The 21,853-nt window shown below is 63.0% G+C and carries 21 protein-coding genes and 1 riboswitch; of the genes, 11 read left to right on the top strand and 10 right to left on the bottom strand.

What is annotated here, in order from left to right:
- Position 1: 1 nt before the first annotated feature.
- From ctaD to AB5Y72_RS16020, 4 genes are all read right to left on the bottom strand, one after another.
- Positions 2 to 1,600: a cytochrome c oxidase subunit I gene (gene ctaD, locus AB5Y72_RS16035; RefSeq protein ID WP_325782834.1), complete on the bottom strand. Its 1,599-nt coding sequence runs from the start codon at positions 1,598 to 1,600 to the stop codon at positions 2 to 4.
- A gap of 9 nt (positions 1,601 to 1,609) precedes the next feature.
- Entirely contained in the window at positions 1,610 to 2,734 is a 1,125-nt protein-coding gene (coxB, locus tag AB5Y72_RS16030; protein WP_325782833.1) for a cytochrome c oxidase subunit II, read from the bottom strand.
- A gap of 362 nt (positions 2,735 to 3,096) precedes the next feature.
- Entirely contained in the window at positions 3,097 to 5,169 is a 2,073-nt protein-coding gene (locus tag AB5Y72_RS16025) for a GNAT family N-acetyltransferase (protein ID WP_325782832.1), read from the bottom strand.
- A complete protein-coding gene (locus AB5Y72_RS16020) occupies positions 5,166 to 5,480 on the bottom strand; it encodes an HlyU family transcriptional regulator (RefSeq protein ID WP_325782831.1) in 315 nt (104 codons plus the stop codon). The genes AB5Y72_RS16025 and AB5Y72_RS16020 overlap by 4 nt, the downstream gene beginning before the upstream one ends.
- Positions 5,481 to 5,618: 138 nt before the next feature.
- Between AB5Y72_RS16020 and AB5Y72_RS16015 the strand changes: the two genes are divergently transcribed.
- The 4 genes from AB5Y72_RS16015 (at position 5,619) to AB5Y72_RS16000 (ending at position 9,300) form a co-directional block, all read left to right on the top strand.
- Positions 5,619 to 5,825, top strand: coding sequence for a bacterioferritin-associated ferredoxin (locus AB5Y72_RS16015; protein ID WP_216991069.1), 207 nt, complete (start codon positions 5,619 to 5,621; stop codon positions 5,823 to 5,825).
- 143 nt (positions 5,826 to 5,968) lie between these two features.
- Positions 5,969 to 6,448: a bacterioferritin gene (gene bfr / locus AB5Y72_RS16010; protein WP_042077684.1), complete on the top strand. Its 480-nt coding sequence runs from the start codon at positions 5,969 to 5,971 to the stop codon at positions 6,446 to 6,448.
- 202 nt (positions 6,449 to 6,650) lie between these two features.
- Positions 6,651 to 8,753 (top strand): DUF885 domain-containing protein, encoded by a 2,103-nt coding sequence (locus AB5Y72_RS16005; RefSeq protein WP_325782830.1) that lies wholly within the window; start codon positions 6,651 to 6,653, stop codon positions 8,751 to 8,753.
- A gap of 88 nt (positions 8,754 to 8,841) precedes the next feature.
- Positions 8,842 to 9,300 carry a methylglyoxal synthase gene (locus AB5Y72_RS16000; RefSeq protein ID WP_041211864.1) on the top strand — a complete coding sequence of 153 codons (459 nt, stop codon included), beginning with the start codon at positions 8,842 to 8,844 and terminating at the stop codon, positions 9,298 to 9,300.
- A 63-nt stretch (positions 9,301 to 9,363) separates the two neighbouring features.
- On the opposite strand, the gene AB5Y72_RS15995 is transcribed toward AB5Y72_RS16000, so the two are convergent.
- Positions 9,364 to 9,951 carry a superinfection exclusion B family protein gene (locus tag AB5Y72_RS15995; RefSeq protein ID WP_325782829.1) on the bottom strand — a complete coding sequence of 196 codons (588 nt, stop codon included), beginning with the start codon at positions 9,949 to 9,951 and terminating at the stop codon, positions 9,364 to 9,366.
- A gap of 180 nt (positions 9,952 to 10,131) precedes the next feature.
- Positions 10,132 to 10,238, top strand: a riboswitch (yybP-ykoY riboswitch).
- Between the two features lie 89 nt (positions 10,239 to 10,327).
- On the opposite strand from AB5Y72_RS15995, the gene AB5Y72_RS15990 reads away from it, so the two are divergent.
- Complete coding sequence (locus AB5Y72_RS15990) at positions 10,328 to 11,314, top strand: sodium:calcium antiporter (protein WP_325782828.1); 987 nt, start codon at positions 10,328 to 10,330, stop codon at positions 11,312 to 11,314.
- A gap of 90 nt (positions 11,315 to 11,404) precedes the next feature.
- Here AB5Y72_RS15990 and ansB read toward each other — a convergent pair whose 3' ends face one another.
- The 3 genes from ansB to AB5Y72_RS15975 all read right to left on the bottom strand — a co-directional run bounded on the left by ansB (position 11,405) and on the right by AB5Y72_RS15975 (position 13,867).
- On the bottom strand, positions 11,405 to 12,463 hold the full coding sequence (gene ansB / locus AB5Y72_RS15985) for an L-asparaginase 2 (protein ID WP_219143446.1): 1,059 nt from the start codon (positions 12,461 to 12,463) through the stop codon (positions 11,405 to 11,407).
- A gap of 129 nt (positions 12,464 to 12,592) precedes the next feature.
- Entirely contained in the window at positions 12,593 to 12,787 is a 195-nt protein-coding gene (locus AB5Y72_RS15980; protein ID WP_042077677.1) for a heavy-metal-associated domain-containing protein, read from the bottom strand.
- 129 nt (positions 12,788 to 12,916) lie between these two features.
- The gene (locus AB5Y72_RS15975) at positions 12,917 to 13,867 is read right to left on the bottom strand and encodes an AEC family transporter (RefSeq protein ID WP_042077676.1); all 951 of its coding nucleotides are present in this window, start codon (positions 13,865 to 13,867) and stop codon (positions 12,917 to 12,919) included.
- Positions 13,868 to 14,003: 136 nt separating this feature from the next.
- On the opposite strand from AB5Y72_RS15975, the gene treR reads away from it, so the two are divergent.
- From treR to AB5Y72_RS15955, 4 genes are all read left to right on the top strand, one after another.
- The gene (gene treR, locus AB5Y72_RS15970) at positions 14,004 to 14,951 is read left to right on the top strand and encodes a trehalose operon repressor TreR (RefSeq protein ID WP_209794143.1); all 948 of its coding nucleotides are present in this window, start codon (positions 14,004 to 14,006) and stop codon (positions 14,949 to 14,951) included.
- Between the two features lie 186 nt (positions 14,952 to 15,137).
- Entirely contained in the window at positions 15,138 to 16,568 is a 1,431-nt protein-coding gene (treB, locus tag AB5Y72_RS15965; RefSeq protein WP_042077673.1) for a PTS trehalose transporter subunit IIBC, read from the top strand.
- A gap of 88 nt (positions 16,569 to 16,656) precedes the next feature.
- Positions 16,657 to 18,318, top strand: coding sequence for an alpha,alpha-phosphotrehalase (treC, locus tag AB5Y72_RS15960; protein WP_368199217.1), 1,662 nt, complete (start codon positions 16,657 to 16,659; stop codon positions 18,316 to 18,318).
- A 3-nt stretch (positions 18,319 to 18,321) separates the two neighbouring features.
- Positions 18,322 to 18,927 carry a sugar O-acetyltransferase gene (locus AB5Y72_RS15955; protein ID WP_368199215.1) on the top strand — a complete coding sequence of 202 codons (606 nt, stop codon included), beginning with the start codon at positions 18,322 to 18,324 and terminating at the stop codon, positions 18,925 to 18,927.
- 120 nt (positions 18,928 to 19,047) lie between these two features.
- On the opposite strand, the gene AB5Y72_RS15950 is transcribed toward AB5Y72_RS15955, so the two are convergent.
- Complete coding sequence (locus tag AB5Y72_RS15950; RefSeq protein WP_368199214.1) at positions 19,048 to 19,506, bottom strand: Lrp/AsnC family transcriptional regulator; 459 nt, start codon at positions 19,504 to 19,506, stop codon at positions 19,048 to 19,050.
- A 105-nt stretch (positions 19,507 to 19,611) separates the two neighbouring features.
- Here AB5Y72_RS15950 and AB5Y72_RS15945 point away from each other — a divergent pair, with 105 nt between their 5' ends.
- Positions 19,612 to 20,478 (top strand): DMT family transporter, encoded by an 867-nt coding sequence (locus AB5Y72_RS15945; RefSeq protein ID WP_368199213.1) that lies wholly within the window; start codon positions 19,612 to 19,614, stop codon positions 20,476 to 20,478.
- Between the two features lie 350 nt (positions 20,479 to 20,828).
- On the top strand, positions 20,829 to 21,161 hold the full coding sequence (locus AB5Y72_RS15940) for a hypothetical protein (RefSeq protein ID WP_042077666.1): 333 nt from the start codon (positions 20,829 to 20,831) through the stop codon (positions 21,159 to 21,161).
- 88 nt (positions 21,162 to 21,249) lie between these two features.
- Here the strand turns inward: AB5Y72_RS15940 and AB5Y72_RS15935 are convergent, their stop codons facing one another.
- Positions 21,250 to 21,849, bottom strand: a complete 600-nt coding sequence (locus AB5Y72_RS15935; protein ID WP_042077665.1) for a Yip1 family protein — start codon at positions 21,847 to 21,849, stop codon at positions 21,250 to 21,252.
- Positions 21,850 to 21,853 lie beyond the last annotated feature (4 nt).

Genomic DNA, 21,853 nt, shown 5'->3' with positions numbered 1-21,853 from the left:
CTTACCGCTCTTCCGGCCCTATATCGGGCGGAGTCTTGAAGCTGTGATAGGGGGGCGGTGATGGCAGGGTCCACTCCAGCCCCTCGGCCCCCTCCCATACCCGATCGCTCGCCTGTTCCCCCCCCCTGATGCACTTGATCACCCCCCAGACGAACAGCAGTTGTGACAGCCCGAAGGCGAAGCCGCCGAGACTGATCAGCATGTTGAAGTCCGCAAATTGCAGGGCGTAATCCGGTATGCGGCGGGGCATGCCCGCCAAGCCGACAAAATGCATGGGGAAAAACAGCACATTGACCGAGACGAGCGAGCACCAGAAATGCCATTGCCCGAGCCGCTCGTCATACATGTGCCCAGTCCATTTCGGCAGCCAGTAGTAGGCAGCAGCTAGGATCGAGAAGACGGCACCGGTGACCAGCACGTAGTGGAAATGCGCCACCACGAAATAGGTGTCGTGATACTGGAAATCCGCCGGCGTCATGGCCAGCATCAACCCCGAGAAACCGCCGATGGTGAACAGGGTGATGAAGGCGATGGCAAACAGCATGGGGGTCTCGAACGTCAGGGAGCCGCGCCACATGGTGGCAACCCAGTTGAACACCTTCACCCCGGTCGGCACTGCAATGAGCATGGTGGTGTACATGAAGAACAGCTCGGCCACGACCGGCAATCCCGTTGTGAACATGTGGTGCGCCCAGACCATGAAGGAGAGCAGGGCGATGCTGCTGGTGGCATAGACCATGGAGCGATAGCCAAACAGATTCTTGCGGGAGAAGGTCGGTATGATGCTGGAGACGATGCCGAAGGCCGGCAATATCATGATGTAGACTTCCGGGTGACCGAAGAACCAGAAGATATGCTGGAACATCACGGGATCCCCGCCTCCGGCCGCGTCAAAGAAGCTGGTACCGAAGTACTTGTCCGTCAGCACCATGGTCACCGCCGCCGCCAGCACCGGCATGACGGCGATGAGCAGAAAAGCCGTGATGAGCCAGGTCCAGACAAACAGCGGCATCTGCATCCAGCCCATGCCGGGCGCCCGCAGATTGAAGATGGTCACGATGACGTTGATCGCCCCCATGATGGAGGAGATCCCCATGATGTGGATGGCGAAGACGAACAGGGCCGTGCTGTTGCCACTGTATTGGGTGGACAGGGGGGCATAGAAGGTCCAGCCCGAGCTGGGTCCACCTCCCTCCATGAACAGACTCGACAGCAGGATCAGAAAAGCAAACGGCAGGATCCAGAAACTCCAGTTGTTCATCCGGGGCAACGCCATGTCAGGCGCCCCGATCATGATGGGGATCAGCCAGTTGGCGAGGCCCGTGAAGGCGGGCATGACGGCACCAAAGACCATGATGAGGCCGTGCACCGTGGTCATCTGATTGAAGAACAGGGGCTCGACCAGTTGCAGACCGGGGTGAAACAGTTCGGCCCGGATCACCATGGCCATGGCGCCGCCGGTAAAGAACATGGTCAGGGCGAAGAGCAGATAGAGGGTGCCGATGTCTTTGTGGTTGGTGGTGTAGAGCCAGCGCCTCAGGCCCGATGCCGGTTGGTGGGCATGCTCGCTGTGCAGGGTATCCGTGATTCCATCGCTCATGCCGGCGCCTCACTTGTCCTTGATGGGTTCGACTGGGTTCAGAAGGGACTGCACCTCGGCAGCCTGGATGAGATCACCGGTCTTGTTGTCCCAGGCATTGCGTTCATAGGTGATGACGGCGGCAAGCTCCTGTGCCGTCAGTTGCTTGCCGAAGGGTTGCATCGCCGTGCCGCTCTTGCCGTGCAGGACGATGTCCAGATGCTGGGCCCGATTCTCCGCCAGCGTGGTCACCTTGCTGCCCTTGAGCGCAGGGAAGATGCCGGGCAGTCCGGTGCCAGCGGGTTGGTGGCAGGCAGCACAATGCCCCAGATAGATCTTCTCCCCCATCTCCATGGCTTGAGGCAGCGTCATGGTCTCCGCTGCCTGCGCCTGTTGCTCCGCCTGGGCAACCGCCTGATCTGCCGCCGCCTTGGCGATCCACTCGTCGAACTCCCCGGCGGGTTTGGCCAGCACGACGATGGGCATGAAACCGTGGTCTTTGCCGCACAGCTCGGCACACTGCCCTCGATAGGTTCCGGCCTTGTCGATCCGGGTCCAGGATTCGTTGATGAACCCGGGGTTGGCGTCTTTCTTCACGGCAAAGGCGGGCACCCACCAGGAGTGGATGACGTCGTCCGAGGTCATCAGGAACCGGATCTTCTTGCCGACCGGCAACACCAGCGGTTTATCCACTTCCAGCAGATAGGTGTCGCTCTTGGGTGCTTCCCCAGAGATCTGCTGCTTGCTGGTCGCCAGCAGGGAGTAAAACGCCACAGGATGCTCGAGATATTTGTAATGCCACTTCCATTGCGACCCCGTGATGAGCACGGTCAGATCGGCCTTGGAGGTGTCTTCCATCTTCAGCAGCGTCGAGGTCGCCGGGGCCGCCATCGCGACCAGGATCAGCACGGGGATGGCCGTCCACAGCAGCTCGATGCGGGTACTTTCATGGAATTGGGCGGCCTTGGCACCGCGGGACTTTCGATGGTGCACTATGGACCAGAGCATGACCCCGAAGACGAGCAGGCCGATGACGCAGCAGATATAGAAGATCGTCATGTGCAGGTCATAGACCTGCTGACTGATGGCGGTCGCCCCGCGCGTCATGTTGAAGGTGAGATCGCTGGCGAAGGCGCTGCTGCTGGCAAACCACATCAGCCATGCGCCATGGTTAACTGCATTTTTTCCCACACTGCACTCCCTGTGCACGTTAGAAAAGATGGACGGCATTGACTACCAATAAAGCTAACCACATGAAAAACAATGCATTTATTAAAATGCTATTTACATTCAAGTATTAGTCCATATTCGGAAAAAACCAAAATGCTGGCGGTCGGGGTGGTGCTCGTCAGAGCCGTCGATTGTCAGATAGCCCCGAACGAGGAGCGATTGACGATCGCTCACTTCCTCCGACACGGACCTGGAGAGGATGTTCAGCAAGCCAGAATGAACAAGGAGCCACCAGGGCTCCTCGTTCGTATCACGGCTATTCGCCTCGTCTTGTATCGCCCAGGCGGTCAGCCAGCGATCACCTTTGGCTCCAGCAGCCGGGCCAGCAGACTGCGCAAGGCCTTGATCAGGGCAGGCTTGCCGGTCATCCCCTGTTTCGTCGCCAGAGCGTCCCAGGGGGCATACTGCCAGATGGTGGCGATCAGCAGCCGGCGCTCGTCAGGGCTCAGTGCATCCAGCACCCTCAGCCGGCTGGCCAGCCAGCGTTGCAGCGTGGCCTGGCACAGCTCGAATGGCTTGTGATGGTGGGCAAAGCAGTCGAGCTCCTGCTGCTCGAACTCCCCCAGCCCAGCGGCCTGTCCCCCCTGCGCCCCTCTCAGGCATAGCCAGACCAGCTCAGGATCCAGCTGCTTTAACTCTCCCGCAAGCAGGGTCGGCAACTGGCTCACGAAACGCTGGCGCCATTGTGCCAGCTCGGCGTCGCAGCCGGTGTGCAGCGGCTTCAGCAGCAAGGCTGCATGACTGCCGCTGGCCGCATCCCGCTGCAGACCGATACGCAGCACCTGCATCCCCCCCTTGAGCCAGAAGGGCAGCAGGTCGGCGCTGGCGGAGAAGGCGGATCCCAGATAGTCGACGCCCTCTGCGCGATAGTGTGTCTCCAGCCTCTCTAGCAGCAGGGAACCCAATCCCAGGCGATGCAGGCTGGGATGAATGGCGATGCGCATCACCCTGGCGTAGGTGCGATCCCCCGCCGTGGTGAAGCCGGCGTGGGCCAGCAGCGACTGGGGCAGCAGATGACCGCGGGGACGCCGCCGCCCCGCCCAGATATCGCGGGCCAGTGCAGGGGAAATATTGCCCTCCCGCGCCACCAGCGCCACGCCGAGCAATGCCTCTTCCTGCTCCAGCAGGTGGATGTCGAGATCCGGCCCCTCCAGCAAATGCCTGAGGTCGCTGGGGCTGGTCTGGTAGTGGGCCAGCACCAGCAGACCGAATACCCGGTTGAGCAGGGCCTCATCGTCAGCCAGCTCGGCCTGCGCCACCCGACGCCAGCCGGGTGCCTTCGGCAACGGCGGCGCCACTGTGTCGGCATCGAGGCCGAGCAGGCGGAAGATCAGGGGCTCCAGAGGGTCATGCCGGCTCCAGCGAATGGGCTCGACCAGGCACAGCTCCTGCCAATCCGGGGTTTCCCGATCCAGCACCCGCTTGAAACGCAGATGAAAACCACGCCCGGTCCCTTCGTAGCCGTGCTCTGTGGTGGCGAAGACGATGCGGCTGTGGTGCGCCAGCATGGCTTCCAGCAGCGGCGTCGGTATGGCGGCAGCCTCATCGACCAGCAGCAGATCCGCCTGTACCTCCCCCTGCGCCACCCGATCCGGCGAGACATACTTCAGCCCCGCCAGCCTCTCTGGCGTACCCGCCAGCACCGCCTCTGCATGGGCAAAAAGCGTCGCCACGGTCGCCTGGGAGGGGGCCGTCACCGCTATCGTCAGGGCGGGATCCCGGCTCAGCAAGTCGGCACTGGCCAGACCCAGCAAGGCGCTCTTGCCACGACCGCGATCCGCACTCAGCACCAGGGGTCGTCGGCGATGGCCGTGCAGCACCTGGTGGATGGCGGGCAGCCCCCGGGCCTGATCCACACTCAGTGGCCGGCTCGCATCGAGGGGATGCCAGGGCTCGCCACTGGACGCAGGATCCAGAGAGAGCGCCGGGTCTCCCGCCAGCAGTCGCACCAGGCGGGAGATGAACCCCTGACCGGCCCGTCCGGCATCCTCCGGCTGGGCAACCAGCCTCTGACGATCCGGATCCGGGTAGGCCGGCCACGCCTCCCGGGGCGGAGTCAGCAGCAGCAAGAGGCCGCCCGCCCGCAGCGTGCCCGCCAAGGCACCGAACGCATCGGGATGAAAACCGCTGAAGGCGTTGAAGACCAGGGTGTCGCACTCCTGGCCCAGCCGCTGCAACGCCTTGGCGGCAGGCAGCGGAGCATGGTGATCCGGCCCATTGCCCAGCCAGAACACAGCCCCCCCCAGCAAGGGTTCGGCACGGGCGGTGCAATCTAACTCCCGGCCTTCCAGCCAGATCAGGCGCCGCTCACCGGCACGGGCAAGAGATTGGCGCAGGGTGGCCAGCTCGGCTGGATTCATGGCGCGGGGTTGGGTTCCGGTTTCACCCGGGGTTCAAACATGCGATCCCCCATCTGGTCGATGAAGGTATGGGCCTTCTGCACCATGAAACGCTCTGCATCGGCCGGGTTGGCAAAGAGATCGGAACGGATGAAGCGATGGCTCTGCAACACCCCGTCCAGCTCCTTGGTGATGCGACCGGCCAACCGGAACTGCCCCCCTTCCGGCATGGGCTCGGGATAGATGAGATAGCCGGCGTATTCGGTAGGCGTCACCTCAGCGCGCTGTGCAGCCTGTCCCTTGAACAGGGCATTGAGTAGTTTCTTGAGCATGTTCGCCTCCTCTCTGGTGATGGCATTCTCCCCAAGGGGAGAATCAGTGGCAAGCACGGGATCTTATTACCATTCGTTCTTTGCACTACGAACCATTCTCATTTAGATTTCTCTCATTCCAGCATAGAGGTCCATATTATGTACGTGTGTTTGTGCCGCGGCATCACAGATACCCAGATCCGCAAGGCGGTACAGGCAGGCAAGACCGAGTTTCGACAGTTGAAACAGTCGCTGGAAGTCGGGGCCCAATGCGGCAAGTGCGTGCGCATGACCATGGAGATCATCGCCACCGAGCTGGACAAGATGGAGTCAGAGCAGGCGCCGCTCTATTACGAAGTGGCCTGATACGGCGTTTATCGGCCCATCACCTCTTTTAAAGCGAATGCTCCCCGTCTCGGGAGTGTCGATTCGCCGTCCTTTTTTGGTCATGTTTCTGGACTAAGCTCTAGTGATCGTTGCCCTAGGCTCGAACACGAGGAGTAATGTCGATGAAAGGAGATCCCAAAATCATTGCCCACCTCAACAAGGTGCTGGCCAATGAACTGGTTGCCATCAACCAATACTTCCTGCATGCCCGCATCTATGATGACTGGGGCCTCAAGGGGCTCGGGCACAAGGAGTATCACGAGTCCATCGATGAGATGAAGCATGCCGACGAGCTGGTCAAGCGAGTGCTGTTTCTGGAAGGACTGCCCAACCTGCAGGATCTGGGCAAGCTGCGCATCGGTGAGACGGTCGAAGAGATGCTGCGTTGCGATCTCTCCCTGGAGATGGATGCCATCCCCGATCTGAAGCTGGCCATCACCTATGCCGAGTCCGTGCAGGACTACGTCAGCCGCGATCTGTTCCAGGACATCCTGGAGGACGAGGAAGAACATGTGGACTGGCTGGAAACCCAGCTCGATCTCATCGAACGCATCGGGCTGGAAAACTATCAGCAATCCCAGCTGCACTCGGAATCATCCTGAATAGTTATGGCATGAAATCCCCGCTTTCCAACCCGCTCCGGCGGGTTTTTTCATCTTTGTTCGCATAGCTTTTCACCACCATTATCCATATGAAATATAACGTTATTTTTGTTAAGTGAGTCGCAAAAGGCGGCGGTCTGAAGGTGCACTATTGGAACCCCTTTGTGGGACTCAAAATAACAAGGCATTAAAGGACTAGACCATGTACTTCTCACTCGACAAGGTGGCGCTGGGTTGCGCCATCGCCCTCTCCCTCACCGCCTGCAACGACAACAGCTCCAAGGCGCCGGCGGATCCCGTCGCCACCAAGGCAGCCCTGATGCAAACCATGGACGACGCCCTGCGCGAGAGCCAGGCGCTGGATCCCTACGGCTTTGCCATCGATGCCGCGAGCATCGCCAAACGCAAGGCGCTCGATGAAGCCCTGCTCAAGCGGCTGGATGCCCTGGATCCCGCCGTCCTGAGCGAACGGGATCGGCTGTTCTACGACCTGATCCGCTGGGATCTGCAGATCAACCTGGAGGGTTATGGGCTGCCCCAATCCCAGATCCCCATCCATCACTTCCGCAACCGGGTGGTGGACCTGGCCGACGAGGTCGGGGCCGCCCCTGCCAGCGGCAGGGCGGCCCGCACCGTCGATGGGCATTTCGACTACTTCACCGAGAGCTCGGCCGAGCGGGTCGCACCGGGGGATGCCAGCTGGCGCCGGGATCTCGACCGCACGGCCGCGGCCCCGGTGCAGACCAGGGCACGGACGGCGACGGCGCCGCTGGCCTGGTATCAGGAACACCTCATCTGGCTCAAGGCTTATGACGCCTATCTGGCCGAGGTGAAGCACCAGTTCGAGCAGGGCAGCGCCCGCGGCAACACCTTGCCGGATGAGCTGGTGGACCGGCTGCTGGCCCAGCTCAACGGCAGGCTGGATGGCGAGGCGATCGCCGGCTCCTACCTCGGCTGGCAGCAACTGCCCGGTGAGGCCGACGAGGCGCTGCGTACCGACTACAAGGCCGTGCTGGACAGCATCAACGCCCGCTATCTGGCGCTGCGGGACTACCTGGATTATCAGCATGGCGGCGCCTACGCGGTGCGCCTGGGCAACGGCGAGTGCGACGACGGCTTCTGCGGCATGACGGATGGCCGCGACTGGTATCGCTGGCTGCTGAAGAAGCACACCACCACCGAGATGACGCCGGAGGCGGTACACGAGCTGGGGCTGACCGAGGTGAGCCGGATCTTCGGCGCCATGGTCAAGGTGTGCCACACCGTCGGCAAGTGCGACAGCGATGACGTGGCCCAGAGCAAGCAGAGCGGCCAGATCTACGCCTTCTTCCGCTACCTCAACGAACCGGGCTTCTTCTACCAGAACCCGCTGGCGGCCTGGTCCGCCGGCCTGAATCCGGACAACGCGGCCGGAGCGACCTTGAGCGAGCTCCAGCAGCAGGCGCTGGCGGAGCATGAGCGGGCGCTGCGGGAGTACAACGCCTTCAAGAGCAAGGCGGCGCAGGTGCTGCCCGACTTCTTCGATGCCGAGCACACCATTCCCAAGCTGGATTACGCGGTGGTGCCGGTCGCCTACGAGGATGCGCCTTACGGCGGCGTCGCCTGGTATCAGGATGGCAACCCCCAGACCGGCCGCAAGGGGCAGTTCTTCCTCAACACCTATTACCCCTACGGCCTGCAGAGCTGGAACATCAGCACCCTGCTGGCCCACGAGGGGGCCCCCGGCCACCACTTCCAGATCACCATAGCCCAGGAGCTGGCGGCCAAGGATCCCGATTTCCCGCAGTACGTGGCGAACGCCTCCTACACCGCCTATGCGGAGGGTTGGGCGCTCTACACCGAATACCTGGCGGATCACGACATGGGGCTCTATCAGGGGCGTGGCCTCTACGATCCGACGGTGGGGGATGTGAAGGTCGAGGGCTCGCCTGCCTTCAACAACCAGTTGCAGTACTTCGGCCGCCTCAACGAGGAGATGCTGAGGGCCATGCGACTGGTGGTGGACACCGGCATCCACTGGTATGGCTGGAGCCACGACAGGGCCGTCGGCTACATGCAGGAGAACTCGGCGCTGGGGGCCGGCGACATCAGCTCCGAGGTGCCGCGCTACATGGCCTATACCGGCCAGGCCACCTCCTACAAGGCGGGTCAGCTGGCCCTGATCCGGATGCGAGAGTCCGCCGAACAGGCGCTGGGCGGAGGCTTTGACCTCAAGGCCTTCCACCACCAGGTGCTGGAATACGGCATGCTGCCCATCTCGGTGCTGGAGCAGAAGAACCGGCAGTGGATAGAAGCGTCGAAGTGATCACAGTTACGGCGCCCGGCAAGGCAGCGGGCGCCGCTTTCGAGTAGGATACGCCCCTACTCCTGTCACTTTGCTACGGATGATCCCCATGGAACTGATTGCACGTGAGATGGCGCCCCACAAGCGGGTCGCTCTGGTGGCTCACGACAACATGAAAGCCCCATTGCTGAACTGGGTGCTGCGCCGCAAGGAGGAGCTCAAGCTCCACCACCTCTATGCGACCGGCACCACGGGCACCCTGCTCGGCAAGAAGGCGCAACTGCCCATCACCTGCCTCTTCTCCGGCCCCATGGGCGGCGATCAGCAACTCGGCGCCCTGATCGCCGAGGGCAAGATCGACGTGATGATCTTCTTCTGGGATCCCCTCAACCCGGCGGCGCACGATCCGGACGTGAAGGCGCTGCTGCGCCTGGCGGCGGTCTGGAACATCCCGGTCGCCACCAACGAAGCGACGGCGGACTTCATCATGGACAGCCCGCACATGCAGCAGGCATTCAGCGTACAGGTGCCGGACTACGCCGGTTATCTCAAGGCAAGAACCGAGTAGCCTCAACCCGATAGCAAAGAGCCGGACACAGTCCGGCTCTTTTGCCTGAAGGATGACGGCAACTCAGCGCTGGAAACTCTTCTGGGCGAACTTGGGTCTGGCGTTCATGATCTGCTCCACCTGCTCGTCGCTCATCTTGCCCCGCGACAGCCCCAGCACCTTGTAGGTCAGCAGCGGCCGTGCCGGCAGTGCGATCATCAGGGCGCGGATCTGGTTTTCGTCCTCTTTCTCGCGCACCGGCTTGCCATAGGCATAGGTCAGCACCCCGGCATCCATCAGGTTTTTGACGGCGGGTTCGGTGATCGGCAGGTTTATGACGCTTTTGCGCTGCAACACGAACTCCCGCAGCACCGCCTTCTCGTTGAAGTCGAGGAACTCTATCATCTGGGCCAGTTGATCCTGCTGACGGCGGGATTGCCACTCGTCACAGGCCCACTCCCAGGCGATCAGGAAGCCCTGGCTGCAGAAGTAGGAGATGGCGATCAGCATGCCGACCCCGAGCCAGGCGGCGTGGGCCGTGGCCCACTGGCTGACGGCCCCCTTCATCAGACCGGCCGGGAACAGCAGTATGATGCTGCAGCAGAGCAGCAGCCAGACCATGAGCCAGTTGAGGCGGTTCAGCTGATAGAAATGTTGGATCCACCGTTTCATCGTTCACCCTTCCCAAGTCAATGTGGACAGTAGCCAACTCATAGCAATCGCTGTGCCAGCACCGAGAGCCCGGGAGAAAGATCAGGATCCTGGCGGGCAGGCGTTACATCCCCTTACAACTTGGCGGGCGTGATCCCAGGGTTTTGCCTTGTGGGGCGGCGGTCGACTTGGTAAAAATCCCGCACTGTCATAGGGGAGTAGCAACCCGCCCGTGATCCGGGCAGGGCTCATGTCAACATTCTTGGATCCGCAGATCCATGGCATGGGCGGCGATGGCATCCATCGCTCTGCAAGACCTTTGGCCTCGATATGCAAGCCAGCCGGGCGAGCCATGTCGGGTCCATTGGTTGTTCTGCTCGCCCGGCGGTTACTCATCATGCTGATTACCCTGCTGTTGTTGCTGCTCTCCGCCGTCACCATCTACCTGGCCTGCGAATACTTCGTCAACGGCATCGAATGGACCGGCCACCACTTCAGATTTTCCCAGAGCGCCACCGGCTCCCTGCTGGCGGCCCTCGGCACGGCCCTGCCGGAATGCATCGTCACCCTGACCGCCTTGCTGATGGGGGATGCCCCCGCCCAGCAGCAGATCGGGATGGGCGCGGCCCTCGGCGGCCCCCTGGTGCTGGCCACCCTGGGTTATGGCGCCGTCGGCCTGCTTCTGCTGTTGTGCATGAGCCCAGAGCACAGGACCATCGCAGGCGAGGTTCAACGGGAAACGGCCAGGGACCAGGCCTGGTTTGTCGGCATCTTTCTGCTGGCGACGCTGCTCGGCACGGCCGCCTTCACCGGCAAGTCCTGGCTGGCCCCCCTGTTCGTGCTGGCCTACCTCGCCTATGCGAGACGCGAGCTGACGCGGGCCGACAGCCACGAGGCCCAGCTGCCCGAGCCCCTCAGGCTGGATCCGGCCGCCGAGATCCCGGCGCTCGGCAAGGTGCTGATGCAGACTCTAGTGGCGCTGGTGGTGGTGGCGCTGGCGGCCCAGCTGTTCGTCCATCAACTGGAGGACATGGGCGAGCTGCTCGGTCTTTCACCTGTGCTGGCGGCCCTGTTGCTGAGCCCGGTGGCGACCGAGATGCCCGAGCTGATGAACGTGCTGATCTGGGTGCGACAGGGCAAGCACCGGCTGGCGCTGGCCAATATCTCGGGGGCCATGATGATCCAGGGCACCATTCCCAAGGCGTTCTGCCTGTTGTTCACCCCCTGGCTGCTGGACAGCACCATGATGGTCTCCTCGCTGGTGACGCTGCTGGCAGTCGTGCTGTTGTGGTGGGGGTTCAGTCGGGAGCGGATGACGGCGGGCAGGCTCGCCTGGGTGGGGCTGATCTATCTCGGCTTCTGCGGCTGGCTGATAGCGAGCTGAGGCAGCAGCCACACCACATGCAAAAGGGCGGGACCTTGTCCCGCCCTTTTTGTTGTCATCATCCCATGCCGGCCGATGCCGGCAAGGAGGTCAGAACTGCTGGAACCAGCGCTGGATCTGGGCCGGATCCTTGCTCTGGGTGAGCGAGAGCATCAACAGGATGCGCGCCTTCTGCGGGTTCAGGGTGCCGGCGGCCACGAAGCCGTATTTGGCGTCGTCGATCTCCGCATCCAGGGTGGTGGAACCGGTCGGCACGCGGGCGGAGCGCACGACGCGGATACCGTCCTTGCTCGCCTTGGCCAGGGTATCGAACAGGGTGTGGTAGAGGTTGCCGTTGCCCACCCCGGCGCTGACGATGCCGTCGAACTTGGCATCCACCATCGCCTTGGCCGGCAGATCGGTGGCGTTGGCGTAGCTGTAGACGATGCCGACCTGGGGCAGCTTGTCGAGCTTGCTCACGTCGAACGGGGTCTTGCTGGTGTGCAGACGGGCCGGGCTGCGCTGGTAGTCTATCTTGCCGTTGTGGATGTAGCCGAGCGGGCCGAAGTTCGGAGCGGCGAACGTCTGCACGCCGGTGGTGTTGGTCTTGGTGACGTCGCGGGCATCCAGCACGGTGTCGTTCATGGCGACCATGACGCCCCGACCCTTGGAGGCGGGATCGGAGGCGGTCACCACGGCGTTGTAGAGGTTCATGGGGCCGTCGGCGCTCATGGCGGTGGAGGGGCGCATGGCACCGACCAGCACCACCGGCTTGTCGCTCTTGACGGTCAGGTTCAGGAAGTAGGCGGTCTCCTCCATGGTGTCGGTGCCGTGGGTGATGACGATGCCGTCCACGTCATCCTTGGCCAGCAGCTCGTTGACCCGCTTGGCGAGCTTGAGCCACACCTCGTCACTCATGTCCTGGGAGCCGATCTTGACCACCTGCTCTCCCTGCACCTCGGCCACGTTCTTCATCTCGGGCACGGCGGCGATCAGGGTCTCGATGGCCACCTTGCCGGCCTCGTAGTTGGACTGGGTAGCGGACTGGCCAGCCCCGGCGATGGTGCCGCCGGTCGCCAGTATGTGCACGCTCGGCAGCGCCATGGCCATGGGGGAAAGGGTCAGGCCGAGTACGGCCGCGATCAGGGTCTTGCGGATAGGAAGGGTCATGCTGCAATCCTTTTTGATGAGGGTGTTGCAGCATTTTTATCCTTTTTAAACGGAATTTAAGTGATCACTCTCACCAATAAAAAGAGGTAATCAGAATATTAGTCTGATTTTTACCACTTAGGTGATAAATCACTCCGCGGTAAACCCTCTGGCTTCGATCAGGGCGATCAGCTCTTCCCTGCTCAGCTCGCTCTCGATGACGGCCTGGCGGCTGGCGAAATCGACGCTGGCTTCGCTGACGGCTGGCTGGGTCAGCAGGGCTTTTTGCAAGCTGGCGGCACAGCCACCACAGGACATGCCGGAAACGGTCAGTTGAATGGTCATGGGATACCTCCTCTGTTGATGTGCAATCACCCTAAAGCTGCCGCCCGCGGCAAGGTCAAGCCCCTGTGCTGTGCAAAGATCCCGGCGTGGTCATGATGACGACGATGCAGACGCTCAACATGTCCCCCCTCAGCCCATCAACCCCAGGTAGTTCATCAGGGCGGCCCCCAGGCTGGTGGTGACGAGCGAGCCCAGGGTGGTGGTGGCGATGATGTTCGCCGCCAGGGCGCTGTCCCCCCCCATGGCGCGGGTCATCACATAGCTGGCGGCGGCGGTGGGGGTGGAGCTGATGAGAAACAGGATGCCGAGGGCCTGCGGGCTGAAGCCCAGCCCCCAGGCCCCCGTCACCAGCAGCACCGGAATGCAGCACAGCCGGTTGACGGTGGCCCAGCCGGTCAGCAGGGCGCCGCCGCGCAGGGCCTTGAGGTTGAGGCTGGCCCCGGTGCAGAGCAGGGCCAGCGGCAGGGTCATGTTGGCGAAGTAGTTGCCCGTGGAGATCACCAGCTGTGGCAGCTCGATGCCGAGCAGGCCGAAGGGCAGGGCCGCCAGGATGGCGATGATCAGGGGATTCTTGCCGATCCCCCTGAGGATGGGCCCTATCCCCTTGCCGCCCCCCAGGCTGCGGGTCAGGGTGATCACCGCGAGCACGTTGTAGAGCACGGTGACCGCCCCCACCAGCAGGGCCGCGGCCCCTATCCCCTCGGGGCCGTAGGCGTTCTGCACATAGGCCAGCCCCATGATCCCCATGTTGCCGCGAAAGCTGCCTTGCACGAAGATGCCGCGCAGCCTCTGCTCGCTGATGAAGCGGGCCGCCAGCAGCTCCAGCACCAGGAAACCGGCCAGGGTGCCGAGCAGGCCGTAAAGGATGAGCCAGGGGCTCGGCATGGTGGAAAAATCGGTGCGCACCATGCTGAGAAACAAGAGGGCTGGCAGGGTGACCTGGAACACCAGGCGGGAGGCGGACTCGACGAAGCTGTCGGGCAGCAGCCCCAGCCGCTTGAGCCAGATGCCGAGTACCAGTACCAGGCAGATGGGGCCCGTGATGGAGAGGGAGAAGTGCAGACTTGCCAACAGATCCATGATGCGCGTCCTGTGCAATGGCGGAAGATCCGCCTCGGCAAAAGGGCATTCTAACGCCATGGGCTTGTATTCACAGGACTTAATCACAACAATGTCTGCATCCCGGTTGTCCCCCCTCCCCTGTCACGGATCCCACATGGAAAAGAAACTGACCATCCTCGATATCGCCAGCCTCAGCGGGGTCGGCAAGTCGACCGTCTCCCGGGTGCTCAATCAGGATCCCAGGGTCAATGCCCAGACCAGGGCCAGGGTCGAGGCGGTGATCGCCCAGCACGGCTTCGTGCCGAGCAAGTCGGCCCGGGCCATGCGCAGCCAGAGCCAGCAGGTGGTCGGCATAGTGGTGTCGCGCCTGGATTCCAGCTCGGAGAACCAGGCGGTGCGCGGCATGCTGGAGACCCTCTACGCCCGCGGCTACGACGCCGTGCTGATGGAGAGCAAGTTCTCCCCCGCCAAGGTGAGCGAACACCTGGCCGTGCTGGAGCGGCGTGGGGTGGACGGCATCATACTGTTCGCCTTCAACGATCTGGACTATGCCGCCATGGCGCCGCTGAAGGAGAAGCTGGTGCTGATGGCGCGCGAGCGCCCCGGTTTCTCGTCGGTCTGCTTCGACGACGACGGTGCGGTGCGATCCGTGCTCACACACCTCAGGGGGCGCGGCCTGAAAGAGGTGGCCTATCTCGGGGTCGAGCGCAGCGACCTCACCACCGGGTTGCGCCGGCATCAGGCCTATCTGGATTACTGCCGGGAACAGGGGCTCACGCCCCGCAGCGCCCTCGGGGATCTCGGCCTGCAGAGCGGCTACCGGCTGGCAGCCGAGCTGCTCACCCCCAGCACCCAGGCCATGGTCTGCGCCAGCGATACCCTGGCCATCGGCGCCGCCAAGTACCTGCAGGAGCAGGGGCGCACCGACATCCTGGTGAGCGGCCTCGGCAGCAACCCCATGCTCACCTTCCTGTTTGCCAACGCCCTCAGCCTGGACTTCGGCTACAAGGACGCCGGCATCCTGGCCGCCAGGCAGTTGCTCGCCCAGATTGAAGAGGGGCAAGCCCCCAGGGCCACCATAGCCCCCTGTCAGCCCCTGTAGTCTATCTTTCCTCTCATTCCCGGCGTTTTGCACTTTTTGTGACCAGCGCCACGAATTGGGAACGTTCCCATTGCCGCCGACGGCCACTGGCTTCATGCTGATTGGGAACGATACCAATAAGCGGGCGGTCATTGGCCAGCCGGTAAAGAAGCGACCATCATTCATGGAGTCACAGAGGGAAGGCTCATGTCAAAAGTCAACACACAACATCTGGCGCAGTTGATCGAGCGGATCGGCGGCAAGGAGAACATCACCACCGTCAGCCACTGCCTGACCCGGCTCAGGTTCGTGCTGGCCGATCCGGCCAAGGCCGACCCCAAGGCCATCGAGACCATACCGTCGGTGAAGGGCAGCTTCACCCAGGGCGGCCAGTTCCAGGTGGTGATCGGCAACGAGGTGGATCAGTGGTACAAGGCGCTGACCCAGGAGATCGGCGTCAGCGGCGCCAGCAAGGATGCCGCCAAGCAGGCCGCCCGCCACAACATGAACCCGCTGGAGCGCGGCATCTCCCACCTGGCGGAGATCTTCGTGCCCCTGCTGCCCGCCATCATCACCGGCGGTCTGATCCTGGGTTTTCGCAACGTCATCGGCGACATCAAGATGTTCGACGACGGGACTCATACCCTGGTGGAGATTAGCCAGTTCTGGGCCCAGGTGCACGCCTTCCTCTGGCTGCTGGGTGAGGCCATCTTCCACTTCCTGCCGGTGGGCGTCTGCTGGTCTGCGGTGAAGAAGATGGGGGGATCCGAGATCCTCGGCATAGTGCTGGGGGTGACGCTGGTCTCGCCGCAACTGATGAACGCCTACGGCATCGGCCAGCAGACCCCGGAAGTGTGGGACTTCGGCCTCTTCGTGATCCAGAAGGTGGGCTATCAGGCCCAGGTCATTCCGGCCCTGCTGGCGGGGGTCTTCCTCGCCTGGGTGGAGACCAACCTCAAGCGCATCATCCCGGCCTATCTCTACCTGGTGATCGTGCCCTTCGTCTCCCTGCTGCTGGCGGTGATCGTGGCCCACGCCTTCATCGGCCCGTTCGGCCGCTGGATCGGTGACGGCGTCGGCTTCGCCGCCAAGGCCGCCATGACAGGCTCCTTCGCCCCCATAGGGGCGGCCCTGTTCGGCTTCCTCTACGCGCCGCTGGTCATCACCGGCATCCACCACACCACCAACGCGGTGGACCTGCAGCTGATGCAGAGCATGGGCGGCACCCCCATCTGGCCGCTGATCGCGCTCTCCAACATCGCCCAGGCGTCTGCGGTCGTCGGCATCATCCTCATCAGCCGCAAGGAGAACGAACGGGAGATCTCGGTGCCCGCCGCCATCTCCGCCTACCTGGGGGTGACCGAGCCGGCCATGTACGGCATCAACCTCAAGTACAAGTTCCCCATGCTGTGCGCCATGGTGGGCTCAAGCTGTGCGGCCCTCATCTGCGGCTTTGCCGGGGTGATGGCCAACGGCATCGGGGTGGGCGGCCTGCCGGGCATCCTCTCCATCCAGCCGCAATACTGGGGCATCTATGCCGTCGCCATGCTGGTGGCCATAGTGGTACCGGCCCTGCTGACCCTGCTGGTCTACAAGCGCCAGCAGGCGGCCGGCAAGCTGGATCTGGCCACGGCCTGATCCACACCATATCGGCGGAGCCCCGGCTCCGCCCTTTTTCTTTGCCCTGTTCCAACCAACCCGGTTTCAACCAATGAGCGAACCAACCATGACACAGACCCCCTGGTGGCAGAGCGCCGTGATTTACCAGATCTACCCCAAGAGCTTTCAGGACAGTGGCGCGCGCGGTACTGGCGATCTCAAGGGGATCATGGCCCGCCTCGACTATCTCAAGACTCTGGGAGTAGATGCCCTCTGGCTGACCCCGGTCTACGTCTCCCCCCAGGTCGACAACGGCTACGACATCGCCGACTACCTGGCCATAGACCCGGCCTACGGCACCATGAGCGATTTCGAGGCGCTGCTGGCCGCCGCCCATGCGCGCAATATTCGCATCGTGATGGACATCGTCGTCAACCACACCTCCACCGAGCACGCCTGGTTCAAGTCGGCACTGGGGGACAAGAACAGCCCCTACCGCGACTACTACATCTGGAAAGACCCGCTGGACGGCGGTGTGCCGAACAACTGGCAATCCAAGTTTGGCGGCAGCGCCTGGGAGCTGGACAGCGCCACCGGCCAGTACTATCTGCACCTGTTTGCCCGCGAGCAGGCGGACTTGAACTGGGAGAACCCGGCAGTGCGTGCCGAGGTGAAGAAGGTCATCCACTTCTGGGCGAAGAAGGGGGTCGACGGTTTCCGCCTCGACGTCATCAACCTCATCTCCAAGGATCAGCGCTTCCCGAACGATGACAGCGGCGACGGCCGTCGCTTCTACACCGACGGGCCGCGCATCCACGAATTCCTGCAGGACATCAGCCGCGACGTGTTCGCCCCGGTGGGGGCCATGACGGTGGGAGAGATGTCCTCCACCAGCCTGGAGCACTGCCAGCGCTATGGCGCGCTGGACGGCTCCGAGCTCTCCATGGTGTTCAACTTCCACCACCTCAAGGTGGATTACCCCAATGGCGACAAGTGGACCAGGGCGCCGTTCGATTTCCTCGAACTCAAGCGCATCTTCAACCACTGGCAGAGCGGCATGCATGGCAAGGGGTGGTCGGCGCTGTTCTGGTGCAACCACGACCAGCCGCGCATCGTCTCCCGCTTCGGCGACGAGGGCCCCCATCGCGTGGTGGCCGCCAAGATGCTGGCCAGCACTCTGCACGGCCTGCAGGGTACGCCCTACATCTATCAGGGGGAGGAAATCGGCATGACCAACCCCGGCTATCAGCACATCGACGACTATCAGGATGTGGAGAGCCGCAACATCTTCGCCATCAAGCAGGCCGAAGGGATGAGCGAGGCCGAGATCCTCGCCATTCTGGCGGCCAAGTCCCGTGACAACTCGCGCACCCCGATGCAGTGGAGCGCGGCCCCCAACGCCGGCTTCACGACCGGCACTCCCTGGCTCAAGCCCGCCGCCAACTACCCCGGGATCAATGCCGAGGCGGCGCTCGCCGACCAGCACTCGGTGTTCTGGCACTACCGGGATCTCATCGCCCTTCGCAAGGCGCACCCCGTCTTCGCCCAGGGGGATTATCGGGAGCTGCTGACGGGGCACGCCCGGATCTGGGCCTATGCCCGACGCGCCGACGACCAGACCCTGGTGGTGGTGAGCAACTTCTACGGTGAGCCGGTGGCCTTCGACTTGCCTGCCGAGCTGGCCAGTGGCGAGGGGCGCCTGCTGCTTGGCAACTACCCCGACAGCCCGGCCCGCCCGCAATCCTGCGAGCTGCGCCCTTACGAATCCCTGATCTGGCTGATGGAGTAGGCGATGAACGAGGTGATGACAAAGGCGGTAGTGCGCGGCGTTGAGTGGCAGAAGATGGTAGCGGGGGAGCCTTATGATGCGGGCGACCCCGAACTCAGGGCGGCGCGGGAACAGTGCCGCGCCCTGCTGGGAGAACTGAACCGGGAGCGAACCGATGCCCCGGGCTGGGATAAGCGCCTTACCCGCCTGCTGGGCGGCCGCGCAGAGCGCTGTTTCATCACGCCCCCCTTCTTCTGCGACTATGGCGCCAACATCTTTGTCGGCCAGAATTTCTACGCCAATTTCAACTGCACCATCCTGGATGTGTGCGAGGTGCACATAGGTGACAACGTGCTGCTGGCCCCCGGGGTGCAGATCTACACCGCCACCCACCCGGTGGCGGTGGCACCACGTATCAAGGGGGTGGAGTTCGGCAAGCCGGTGCGCATCGGCAACAACGTCTGGATTGGGGGCAGCGTCGTCATCTGCCCGGGCGTCACCATAGGGGACAACAGCGTCATCGGGGCGGGGTCAGTTGTCACCAAAGACATTCCGGCAGGCGTGGTGGCGGTCGGCAACCCCTGTCGGGTGCTGCGCCCCATGACGGCGGAAGAGCTGGCGGCCGGCTAACCCGGCCGACAGGGAGGGGCTGACATCGCACCTGCCTTTTTTTGCCCCCTTTCCTGCACGCCCCCCGTTCGGGATGGCGTTGCACTCTCCCTGCAGGGCCCAGGCCTGGGCCACTCCGGCCTACGCTGGCAGCAGGGCGCCGCAGCGCTTGTGCTGCCCCATGACCACCAGGGTCTTGAAGCTGCGCACCTGCTCCCTGGCGTGCAGCACCCGCCGGGTGAACTGCTCGTAGCTCGCCATGTCCCGGGCGGCTACCTGCAGCACGAAGTCCTGCTCCCCCGTGACGTACCAGAGATCCATCACCTCAGGCTCCCCCTTCAGGCTGGCGATCATCTCATCGACGATGCGGCCGTGATCCCGCTCCAGGGTCACCAGCACCAGCATGGTGATGGGCCAACCCATGGTGGCCGGCGCCACCAGCGCCGCTTCCCGCTCGATGAGACCCGACTCCCGCAAGGCGCGGACGCGGCGGTAGCAGGCGGGGGCGGAGAGACCGACCCTGTGGGCCAGCTCCGGCGTGGGCAGACGGACATCCTGTTGCAGTTCGGCGAGGATGAGCAGGTCGAATTTGTCGGTCATGGGGCTCATTAGATAAAAATTATCGCGCAAGACCAGTATTAGACCGAAATTACGGCGATCTCCAGATATATTTTCTTGCTCCTACCCTACTCAGGTTTGAACAAGATGCAGCCAACCAGCCCCGCCCTCTCCTCCCTGCTGGCCGTCCTCCTCGCCATGCTGTCGATCACCCTCGGCGCCTCCCTGGCCAAGACGCTGTTTCCCCTGCTGGGAGCCGCCGGCACCACCTTGTTCCGGCTGGGGTGCGCCGCCCTGCTTCTCTCCCTGGTGTTTCGCATCTGGCGAGCGCCCCTCGATCGGCGCACCCTGCTGGGATCCATTCCCTATGGGCTGTCCCTTGGGGCCATGAACCTGCTCTTCTATCTCGCCATCGAGCGCATTCCCCTCGGCGTGGCGCTGGCCATCGAGTTCATCGGCCCGCTGACGGTGGCTCTGCTGAGCTCCCGCCACCGGGATGACTTCCTCTGGCTGGCGCTGGCCATCGTCGGCCTGCTGCTGCTCTTGCCGCTGCGGGCGGCAGAGCAGGCCATCGATCCCCTAGGGGCGGCGTTGGCCCTGGGGGCCGGCGTGTTCTGGGGGCTCTATATGCTGACCGGCAAGCGGGCCGGAGCCTTGCTGGGGACGCAGGCGCCAGCGCTGGGCATGTGGGTGGGCACCCTGCTGGTGCTCCCCTTCGGTCTGGGCGGGGCGAGCGAGGCCAGCTTCACCCTGCCCGTGGTGCTGGCCATCGCCGGGGTAGGGCTGCTCTCGAGCGCCATCCCCTACTCCCTCGAGATGTTTGCCCTGCGCCGCCTGCCGCTCAAGAGCTACGGTATTCTCACCAGCGGCGAACCCGCCATGGGCGCCCTGATGGGGCTGATGCTGCTGGGAGAGCGGCTGCCTCTCTCCCAGTGGCTCGGGATAGCTGCCATCATCGCCGCCTCCATGGGTACCACCTGGCATGGGGGACGGCGGCGCGCCGACCCGGCCTGACCCGCAAAAAACAGGGCGCCGTGGCAAGCGGCCAAGGCGGTGACGGGACGCCCGCGGGATCAGGATCTCGGCACATGCGCACATTCGGCGCACAAAAAAGGTTCATATTTTTTGAATGTGTAGACCAGTTTATCTCGCTAACAATGATGGATGAGGCTGTTTAATATTCACCCATCGCTTGGACAGGAGCGCCAAGCCACGACATGACTGGTCATTCATGACAATGATACCCCAAAACAAGGTGCCTGATGTCAGTGAAAGAACGACACACTATTTGAATGACCTCTTGCAAGGATGCATTGATACGGGCCTGTCCGGCCCTGCCAATGACATAAAAACCAAGAGAGTGAATGAACATGAAAAACGTGATCAAGATGCTGGCCGTCGCAGGCCTGATGAGTGCCGGTGTTGCCCAGGCTGCCGTCCCCGCCGATTTCAGCGCCACCCCGGGTGTGCTGTTCGTGAACTGGCATGCCAGTGCGGCCATGGCCGGCAAGAGTAACCCCATGCTGGAGGTGCGTGACGAGTCCGGCGACCTGATGGCCTCCGTCCACGCCAACCTCACGGGCTCCCAGCAGGTACAGATTCCGAGCCGCGCCCAGGGCAACCTGACCGTCAGCCTCGGGGAACAGAGCAGCGATTACCGCCTCCCGTTCGGCATCGGCAGCGGCAACCCGCGCTGAGAACCACAGGGCGATCGGTTGCGCCCAGCCAGACACGACAAGGGCGCCATCAAGGCGCCCTTGTCGTCGTTGCCGACTGACCGGAACACTACTGGGTAAACACGGGGCCAAAGCCGGATCCCCACAGAATGGCCGTGGCGGCCAGCACGCATACCAGCAGCACCAGACCGACCGTCACCACGGAGCTGGCATAGATGAACCCCTGCTCCTTGGGGATGTGCATCAGGATGGGCACCCCCACATAGAGCAGGTAGACGGAATAGGTGAGCCCGATGAGGCCGATGAGCATGACGAACCAGAGATGCGGGAAGAAGGCGGAGAAACCGACCATGAACAGCGGCGTGGAGGTGTAGGCCGCCAGCTCCAGCGAGGTCGTGTAGCTGGGATCCGAGCCGAAGGTATGACCCATCCAGTGCACCAGATAGGAGAGCGCGAGGACGCCGATGATGAGGGTCACGTACATGGCGATGGAGAGCATGAGCGCACTGTCGGCGGTCAGGGTGATGGGCTCACCGACGCCTATGCTCCAGCCGATGTGCACCGCGGAGTAGTAGGCGCAGATGGGAGGGATAAGGGCCACGATCAGGATATGGGTCAGACTGTTTCTGAAACTGTCGTGCCGCTCGTCTATGTTATGCCATTCGGTGTGAGGGTGGGCATACAATCCCCATAAGTGATTCAATATCATAGCG

The sequence above is a fragment of the Aeromonas sp. R7-4 genome, from assembly GCF_040908055.1.
In the GTDB taxonomy this organism is placed as follows: Bacteria; Pseudomonadota; Gammaproteobacteria; order Enterobacterales; family Aeromonadaceae; genus Aeromonas; species Aeromonas sanarellii.
Note: the sequence above shows the minus strand (reverse complement) of the source record. Positions and strands in the feature narration are given on the sequence as shown.